Origin of the sequence: Mesorhizobium sp. M2A.F.Ca.ET.037.01.1.1, from assembly GCF_003998075.1 — a bacterium.
Lineage (GTDB): Bacteria > Pseudomonadota > Alphaproteobacteria > Rhizobiales > Rhizobiaceae > Mesorhizobium.
Genome location: NZ_RZSA01000217.1, coordinates 1 through 7,800 on the forward strand (window position 1 = coordinate 1; position 7,800 = coordinate 7,800).

The 7,800-nt window shown below is 63.1% G+C and carries 10 protein-coding genes; 7 read left to right on the forward strand and 3 right to left on the reverse strand.

Annotated elements, in window-relative coordinates; all coding sequences use genetic code 11:
* The 3 genes from EOA27_RS13295 to EOA27_RS13305 all read right to left on the reverse strand — a co-directional run.
* A partial coding sequence (locus EOA27_RS13295) for a DNA gyrase modulator (protein WP_281059418.1) occupies positions 1–457 on the reverse strand: 457 nt, incomplete at its 3' end.
* Between the two features lie 98 nt (positions 458–555).
* Positions 556–1,023 (reverse strand): YbjN domain-containing protein, encoded by a 468-nt coding sequence (locus tag EOA27_RS13300; protein WP_126078561.1) that lies wholly within the window; start codon positions 1,021–1,023, stop codon positions 556–558.
* A 75-nt stretch (positions 1,024–1,098) separates the two neighbouring features.
* Positions 1,099–1,638, reverse strand: a complete 540-nt coding sequence (locus EOA27_RS13305) for an invasion associated locus B family protein (RefSeq protein WP_126078560.1) — start codon at positions 1,636–1,638, stop codon at positions 1,099–1,101.
* A 327-nt stretch (positions 1,639–1,965) separates the two neighbouring features.
* Here EOA27_RS13305 and coxB point away from each other — a divergent pair, with 327 nt between their 5' ends.
* The 7 genes from coxB (at position 1,966) to EOA27_RS13340 (ending at position 7,752) form a co-directional block, all read left to right on the forward strand.
* Positions 1,966–2,850, forward strand: coding sequence for a cytochrome c oxidase subunit II (gene coxB / locus EOA27_RS13310; RefSeq protein ID WP_126078559.1), 885 nt, complete (start codon positions 1,966–1,968; stop codon positions 2,848–2,850).
* A 38-nt stretch (positions 2,851–2,888) separates the two neighbouring features.
* Positions 2,889–4,538, forward strand: coding sequence for a cytochrome c oxidase subunit I (ctaD, locus tag EOA27_RS13315; protein ID WP_042641760.1), 1,650 nt, complete (start codon positions 2,889–2,891; stop codon positions 4,536–4,538).
* A 70-nt stretch (positions 4,539–4,608) separates the two neighbouring features.
* The gene (locus EOA27_RS13320) at positions 4,609–5,553 is read left to right on the forward strand and encodes a heme o synthase (protein ID WP_126078558.1); all 945 of its coding nucleotides are present in this window, start codon (positions 4,609–4,611) and stop codon (positions 5,551–5,553) included.
* A complete protein-coding gene (locus tag EOA27_RS13325; protein ID WP_126078557.1) occupies positions 5,550–5,741 on the forward strand; it encodes a hypothetical protein in 192 nt (63 codons plus the stop codon). The genes EOA27_RS13320 and EOA27_RS13325 overlap by 4 nt, the downstream gene beginning before the upstream one ends.
* Entirely contained in the window at positions 5,741–6,367 is a 627-nt protein-coding gene (locus EOA27_RS13330) for a cytochrome c oxidase assembly protein (RefSeq protein ID WP_127256409.1), read from the forward strand. Before EOA27_RS13325 ends, EOA27_RS13330 begins: the two co-directional genes overlap by 1 nt.
* A gap of 1 nt (position 6,368) precedes the next feature.
* Positions 6,369–7,250 carry a cytochrome c oxidase subunit 3 gene (locus EOA27_RS13335; protein WP_042641766.1) on the forward strand — a complete coding sequence of 294 codons (882 nt, stop codon included), beginning with the start codon at positions 6,369–6,371 and terminating at the stop codon, positions 7,248–7,250.
* Between the two features lie 115 nt (positions 7,251–7,365).
* Positions 7,366–7,752 carry a DUF983 domain-containing protein gene (locus EOA27_RS13340; RefSeq protein ID WP_112125877.1) on the forward strand — a complete coding sequence of 129 codons (387 nt, stop codon included), beginning with the start codon at positions 7,366–7,368 and terminating at the stop codon, positions 7,750–7,752.
* Positions 7,753–7,800 lie beyond the last annotated feature (48 nt).

Here is a 7,800-nt window from a genome sequence, read left to right on the forward strand (position 1 = left end):
CTGCCAGCGAGGCCGTCACCTGCCGCACGCGCGGATCCTTCGCGCGCAGCCAGCCGTCGATCTCCTGCAACAGCTTGGCCTTGGCCTCGAAGGACGGCGAGGGGATGGGGTTCTCGTCGCCATAGAGATGGCGGTTGGTACGGGCGGGTGCTCCGGCCAATGTGCCGGAATAGCCGCCTTTGACCGCCGAGACGGCGTCGGCCGCGCGCAGCAGGGAGGCTTCGGAAAGATCGCTGGAATGCGCATAGCCGGTGGCCTCTCCGGCCACGGCGCGCAGGCCGAAACCCTGATCGGTGTTGAAATTGGCCGTCTTCAGCCGGCCATTGTCGAACATCAGCGCCTCGCTTTCGCTGTATTCGAGGAACAACTCGCCGTCGTCGGCGCCCTTGATGGTCTCGGTGACGATCTCCTTGACGCGATCATCGGAAATATCGAATTGGCCGATCAGGCTGTTCATGGCAAATCCATTCGTGGAAACAAATCTTGCACCGGATGTAGGCGCGAAGCTGGCCTCAGACAATCGCTAACGAGTTGAAGCCGGCGATTGCGACGCCGTCACCTGCCGTTGACGAAGTCCTTGATGTTGCCGGCCATCGCGTTCCAGTTGGAGAACTGTTCCTCGAGATTGGCCCTGGTGATGCCGCCGGCGAAGCTGACATCCATCTTGAAGTTCGAGCCGTCGCCCGAATAGGCCTTCACCCAGCGGTATTTTGCGTTCCAGGCATTGGCCTGGTCGACGGTCAGCGGATCGGTGTAGCCGGTCGAGAACTGCAGCGACTTGCAGTTCTCGTGGTCTTCGCAGCCGTAGAAATAGATCAGGTATTTGACGCCCTCGACGCGGCCGGAAATCATCGGGTCGCCATTGTCGTCCTTGCCCATCCTGGCCGAGCCGAAGCCCTTGGCGATATCGAGAACCGTCGCGGGGTCCGGCGTCTGGAGGATTGCGGCATCCTCGGCCCGGGCCGCCGAGGCCACGTAGGCAAGCGCCAGACCTGCAATGGAAATGGATAACGTCGCGCGCATCAAGCCTCCTGGCCGTCAACCGCATCACCACCGCGCCTCAGCCTGAGGGGCGGCCGCTGCGCGTGGACGGCAAGATCAAGGTAGGGCGGCGAAGCCTTCCGCAAAGCCCTTGAGGTCGACGGGAATGCCGATGCCTTCTTCCGGCGTCTGGAAGACGATGAAGGTGGCCGAGGTGCCGCTCTTCAACGTGTCGAGCAGCGGCTTTTCGAGGATCACCTCGGCATAGCAGCCATCCTGGAAGCAGCGCACGAAATAGGCGCGGCCGATATCCTTGCCGTCGACATTGAGACCGAGGCCGTTGGGCAGGAGAACGCCGAGCGGCGCCAGCACGCGCAGGATCTCGGCCTTGTTGTCGGCGGTGCGCAGCACCACGACCGAAAGGCCCATTTCAGGACGATCCTCGGCGACGACATTCTGCATCATCACGCATTGCTCGGAGGTCGCTCCCGCCGGCGTATCGCAGATGATCGACCATGCGCCATGCGTCGACTTCACCGTGCCGCTGGGTGGCGTGGCGTTGTTCGGCGAGGCGGCGGCGCCAACGGCTATGCCGACGCCGAGCAAGGCGACGGCAAGAACGACCTTCGCCAAGGTTCTCGAAAGCCAGGAAGTCATGACGGCTCCATTGCGAATCACGGCACTTTAAGCTGCGCCCGGGCCAAGTAAAGGACGAGACCGTCGCCGGTGCGCCCCGATACCGGCAATTGCGTGCTTTTCCAAAGCAAATTCGCCCGAATTGGGGCCGCCCGGCATATAGCATGGCGAGCGCTGAACACGGCCTTCGGGCTGCGCGCAAAAATGCCGCACGGTTTCCTCCGCTCCTTTCTTGCGGAGGGAAAAAGAGTATGGTTTGAACCACCCAGGGACAGACCGGGATTCCCAATCCCGGCATCGTCCGCTATTGGTGCGACAAGATCGCGGGAAGTGGGAGACGAGAGGGCGATGAGGAAATTCCTGGCAAGCGCTAAATTCTTGGCAGGTACGGCAGCTTCGGCCGTGCTCTTCTCCGGTGCCGCGGCCCGTGCCGACCAGCCGCGGGAATGGGAGGTGAGCTTCCAGGCTCCGGCCACCGACATGATGCGGCAGATCGAGCGGTTCGGGAACTACACGATGTGGTTCATCGTCCCGATCACCGTTCTCGTGCTGGTGCTTCTGCTGGTCTGCATCGTTAAGTTCCGCGCCAGCGCCAATCCGGTGCCGTCAAAAACCAGCCACAACACGCTGATCGAGGTGATCTGGACCGTCGGGCCAGTGATCGTGCTCTTGCTCATCGCCATTCCCTCCTTCCAGCTGCTCACCGCGCAATATACGCCGCCGGAAGAAGCCAAGCTCACCGTCAAGGCGACCGGCAACCAGTGGAACTGGGATTACGAGTACCAGGTCGACAAGACCTTCTCCTTCAACTCGGCGGTTCTGCAGGATGGCGACCGCGCCAAGGCCGGCAAGGAGGATCGCGCCCTCTATCCGCGCCTGCTCGCGGTCGACAACGAGCTGGTTGTCCCGGTCAACACTACGACCCGCGTGCTGATCACCGCGACCGACGTCATCCACTCCTTCGCCGTGCCGTCCTTCGGCATCAAGATGGACGCCGTTCCCGGCCGCACCAACGAGACCTGGTTCAAGGCGGAGAAGGAGGGCCTCTACTACGGCCAGTGCTCGCAGCTCTGCGGCAAGGACCACGCTTTCATGCCGATCGCGGTCCGCGTCGTTTCCGATGCGCAGTTCAAGACCTGGCTGGAAACGGCCAAGACCGATGTGCCCGCCGCCAACAAGGCGCTGATGGCCGAGATCGATGGTACCAACAAGGTAGCGGCCGCCGGCAACTGATGCCGCGGGTTAGCAAGATTTAGGGAACGGAGCGGAACATGGCAGAGGCTGCAGCTCACGATCACGACGACCACAGGCCGCATGGCTGGGTCCGCTGGGTCTACTCGACCAACCACAAGGACATCGGCACGCTCTACCTGATCTTCGCGATCATGGCCGGCATCATCGGCGGCGCGCTCTCGGTCGCCATCCGCATGGAGCTGCAGGAACCGGGCATCCAGATATTCAGCGGTCTGGCGCAGATGGTCTACGGCATGCAGGGCGACGCCGCCATCGATGGCGGCAAGAGCATGTACAATGCCTTCGGCGCCGCGCACGGCCTGATCATGATCTTCTTCATGGTCATGCCGGCTCTGATCGGCGGCTTCGCCAACTGGATGGTGCCGATCATGATCGGCGCGCCGGACATGGCCTTCCCGCGCATGAACAACATCTCCTTCTGGCTGCTGCCTCCGGCCTTCATCCTGCTGCTCTCCTCGATGTTCGTGCCGAGCGCGCCAGGCGCCTTTGGTGTCGGTGGCGGCTGGACGATCTACCCGCCGCTCTCGACCTCCGGCCAGCCCGGCCCCGCGATGGACCTTGCGATCCTGTCGATCCACATCGCCGGCGCGTCGTCGATCCTCGGCGCCATCAACTTCATCACCACCATCTTCAACATGCGCGCTCCCGGCATGACGCTGCACAAGATGCCGCTGTTTGCCTGGGCCGTGCTGATCACCGCCTTCCTGCTGCTTTTGTCGCTGCCGGTCCTGGCGGGCGCCATCACCATGCTGCTCACCGACCGCAATTTCGGCACCGCCTTCTTCGTGCCGGACCAGGGCGGTGACCCGCTGCTCTTCCAGCACCTGTTCTGGTTCTTCGGCCACCCCGAAGTGTACATCCTGATCCTGCCGGGCTTCGGCATCATCAGCCACATCGTCTCGACCTTCTCGAAGAAGCCCGTCTTCGGTTATCTCGGCATGGCCTACGCCATGGTCGCGATCGGCGCGGTCGGCTTCATCGTCTGGGCGCACCACATGTACACGACCGGCCTGTCGCTCGACACGCAGCGCTATTTCGTGTTCGCCACCATGGTCATCGCGGTGCCGACCGGCGTGAAGATCTTCTCCTGGATCGCCACCATGTGGGGCGGCTCGATCTCCTTCAAGCCGCCGATGCTGTGGGCGCTGGGCTTCATCTTCCTGTTCACCATCGGTGGTGTGACCGGCGTCCAACTGGCCAATGCCGGCCTCGACCGTTCGCTGCACGACACCTATTTCGTGATCGCCCACTTCCACTATGTGCTGTCGCTGGGCGCCGTGTTCGCGATCTTCGCCGGCTGGTACTACTGGTTCCCGAAGATGACCGGCTATATGTACTCGCCGGTGATCGCCAACACCCACTTCTGGGTCACCTTCGTCGGCGTCAACCTGATCTTCTTCCCGCAGCACTTCCTCGGCCTCGCCGGCATGCCGCGCCGCACAGTCGACTATCCTGACGCGTTCGCCGGCTGGAACATGATCTCGTCCTACGGCTCCTATATCGCGGCCGTCGGCGTCGCGATCTTCCTTTACGGCGTGTTCGAAGCCTTCCAGAAGAAGCGCGTCGCCGGCGCCAACCCGTGGGGCGAGGGTGCCACGACGCTCGAATGGCAGCTGCCTTCGCCGCCGCCGTTCCACCAGTGGGAACAGCTGCCGAAGATCAAGTAAGGCAGCCCTATCACGAGATCGCCGGACAGCCGGCGGTCTTGGCCAACGGAATGATGGACTTTAAGTACGCATGGCCCTTGCCGACCACAGATTGATGAAGGACGCGGGCTTTCGCATCTCGGAAGCGACAGCGGGCGATTACTTCGCCCTGTTGAAGCCGCGCGTTATGTCGCTGGTCGTCTTCACCGCCTTTGTCGGCCTGGTCGCCGCGCCCGTCGCCATCAATCCGCTGATCGCTATGGTCGCCATCCTGGCAATCGCCATAGGCGCCGGCGCCTCCGGCGCGCTCAACATGTGGTACGACGCCGATATCGATGCGGTGATGACCAGGACGGCATCCCGCCCGGTGCCGGCGGGCCGCGTCACGCCAGGCGAGGCGTTGACCTTCGGGCTGGTCCTGTCGGTGCTGTCGGTGATGACGCTCGGCGTGCTGGTCAATTGGCTGTCGGCATCGCTTCTCGCCTTCACCATCTTCTTCTATGCCGTCATCTACACGATGTGGCTGAAGCGCTGGACGCCGCAGAACATCGTCATCGGTGGCGCCGCAGGCGCCTTCCCGCCGGTGATCGGCTGGGCCGCCGTGACCGGATCGGTCAGCCTCGAAAGCGTGATCCTGTTCCTGATCATCTTCCTGTGGACGCCGCCGCATTTCTGGGCGCTGGCGCTGTTCAAGTCCGATGACTACGCCCGCGCCGGCATCCCGATGATGCCGAATGTGGCCGGCCAGGCCCCGACGCGCCGGCAGATCTTTGCCTATGCGCTGATCCTGGCGCCGATCGGCGTGCTGCCCTGGGCGCTCGGCTATACCACCGCCGGCTACGGCGTGGTTTCCGCGCTGCTGGGCCTAGGCTTCGTCTGGTATGCCTGGAAAGTGCTGGGCATGGCTGACGGCGACCGCGCGATGAAGCCGGCCAAGGCGCTCTTCGGCTATTCGCTGCTCTATCTCTTCGCCATCTTCGCCGCCTATCTCGTCGACTGCGTGGTCGGGCGCGCCCTCGTCATGGGGGGGATATGATCGTGGCCGACAAGAAGATCGAACTGGTCACGCTCACCGAGCGCCAGCTGAAGGCGCGCCGCAATCGTTCCGCTGCCATCGGCTTGGCGCTGGCCGCTTTGGTCATCATCTTCTACGTCGTCACCATCGCGCGCTTCGGCCACCATGGCGCGAGCCTGACCGGCTCGGGTCTGTTCGGAGGCGGCTGATGGGCGGCGACGTGAGCAAGCCCCGCAAGGTGAACAACGGCATCGTCGCCGCGGTCTGCCTCGCCTTTTTCACCGGCATGGTCGACATGGCCTACGCTGCCGTGCCGCTCTACAAGATGTTCTGCCAGGTCACGGGCTATGGCGGCACCACGCAACGCGCCGAGAAGCAATATGCCGGCCGCGTGCTCGACCGCGACATCACCATCCGCTTCGACGCCAACACCAACGGCATTCCGTGGCAGTTCGAGCCCGTCGCCCGTTCGGTAACGATCAAGATCGGCGAGACGACGCAGGCGCATTACAGCGCCACCAACAAGTTCGACCGCCCCATCACCGGCCGCGCCTCGTTCAACGTGCAGCCGGAAATGGCCGGCGCCTACTTCAACAAGGTGGAGTGCTTCTGCTTCACCGACACGACGCTGAAGCCCGGCGAGACGCTGGACATGCCGGTCGTGTTCTATGTCGATCCAGACATCGTCAACGTGCCGGAACTCAAGGATTTGAAGACCATTACCCTGTCCTACACGATGTTCCCGGTCGAAAAGAAACAGCCGGTCGCTTCGTCGGCGCCGGCCGCTGGCAGCAGCAACAAAATTCCAGATTCCGAAGCAAGCCTCGGGGGTTGATATGGCAGACGCGCACGCAAAACCACACCACGACTACCATCTCGTCAACCCGAGCCCCTGGCCCTTCCTGGGTTCGGTCGGCGCGCTGGTCACCGCCATCGGCGGCGTCTGCCTGATGCAGTATCTGAAGGGCGGCAACTTCCCGGTCTTCGGTCACAACATCGCCAATCCGTGGCTGTTCTTCATCGGCATGATCATCGTGCTCTACACGATGTTCGCCTGGTGGTCGGACACCATCAAGGAAGCGCATGAAGGCTACCACACGCGCGTCGTGTCGCTGCATCTGCGCTACGGCATGATCATGTTCATCGCTTCCGAGGTGATGTTCTTCGTCGCCTGGTTCTGGGCCTTCTTCGACGCCAGTCTCTTTCCCGGCGAGGCAAACCAGTATGCCCGCACCGCCTTCACCGGCGGCGTTTGGCCGCCGAAGGGCATGGAAGTCCTCGACCCCTTCCACCTGCCGCTTTACAACACCATCATCCTGCTCCTGTCGGGCACGACGGTGACCTGGGCGCACCACGCGCTGCTGCATGGCGACCGCAAGGGCCTGGTCAACGGCCTTGTGCTGACCGTCGGCCTCGGCATGCTGTTCACCATGGTGCAGGCCTACGAGTACATGCACGCGCCCTTCGCGTTCAAGGAATCGATCTACGGCGCCACCTTCTTCATGGCGACCGGCTTCCACGGCTTCCACGTCATCATCGGCACCATCTTCTTGGCTGTCTGCCTGGTGCGCGCCATGCGCGGCGACTTCACGCCGAAGCAGCATTTCGGCTTCGAGGCGGCCGCCTGGTACTGGCACTTCGTCGACGTGGTCTGGCTGTTCCTGTTCAGCGCCATCTATGTCTGGGCGTCGAACGGCGCGCTGATCGAAGGCCACTGATAGAGGGCAATTCAGGGAAAGCGCGTAGCGGTTTTCCGGAATTGCTTGGAGCGACGGGCGGCCGCGGCGACGTGGCCGCCTTATCTTTTCAAGCGAAAGGGTCTACGGTGCCGGTATGAGCGAAGACAAGGCGATCTGGCCCCCCATTGACCCGATCTCGGCCGGCCTGCATGGCCGCTGCCCGCGCTGCGGCGAGGGCAAGCTGTTCTCGGGCTTCCTCACCGTCGGCAAGCGCTGCTACAATTGCGGGCTCGACTATTCCTTCGCCGATGCCGGCGATGGGCCTGCGGTGTTCGTCATCCTGATCATCGGCTTCCTCGTCGTCGGCCTCGCATTGTGGATGGAGGTGACGTTCAGCCCGCCGCTTTGGCTGCACTTCATCTTATGGATACCGCTGGCGCTGGTGCTCTGCTTGACGGCGCTGCGCCTGATCAAGGGCGTGCTGATCACCTTGCAGTACTCGAAGAAGGCCTCCGAGGGCAGACTGGAATCCCACGAATGACCGAGGCGACCGGTTCGGCGGCCGGCCGTTCGCGGCCGCGTTCGGCGT

Coding starts and splice junctions, on each gene's coding strand:
- EOA27_RS13300 (WP_126078561.1), bottom strand. CDS start 1,023: ATGCGCGCGACGTTATCCATTTCCATTGCAGGTCTGGCGCTTGCCTAC.
- EOA27_RS13305 (WP_126078560.1), bottom strand. CDS start 1,638: ATGACTTCCTGGCTTTCGAGAACCTTGGCGAAGGTCGTTCTTGCCGTC.
- coxB (WP_126078559.1), top strand. CDS start 1,966: ATGAGGAAATTCCTGGCAAGCGCTAAATTCTTGGCAGGTACGGCAGCT.
- ctaD (WP_042641760.1), top strand. CDS start 2,889: ATGGCAGAGGCTGCAGCTCACGATCACGACGACCACAGGCCGCATGGC.
- EOA27_RS13320 (WP_126078558.1), top strand. CDS start 4,609: ATGGCCCTTGCCGACCACAGATTGATGAAGGACGCGGGCTTTCGCATC.
- EOA27_RS13325 (WP_126078557.1), top strand. CDS start 5,550: ATGATCGTGGCCGACAAGAAGATCGAACTGGTCACGCTCACCGAGCGC.
- EOA27_RS13330 (WP_127256409.1), top strand. CDS start 5,741: ATGGGCGGCGACGTGAGCAAGCCCCGCAAGGTGAACAACGGCATCGTC.
- EOA27_RS13335 (WP_042641766.1), top strand. CDS start 6,369: ATGGCAGACGCGCACGCAAAACCACACCACGACTACCATCTCGTCAAC.
- EOA27_RS13340 (WP_112125877.1), top strand. CDS start 7,366: ATGAGCGAAGACAAGGCGATCTGGCCCCCCATTGACCCGATCTCGGCC.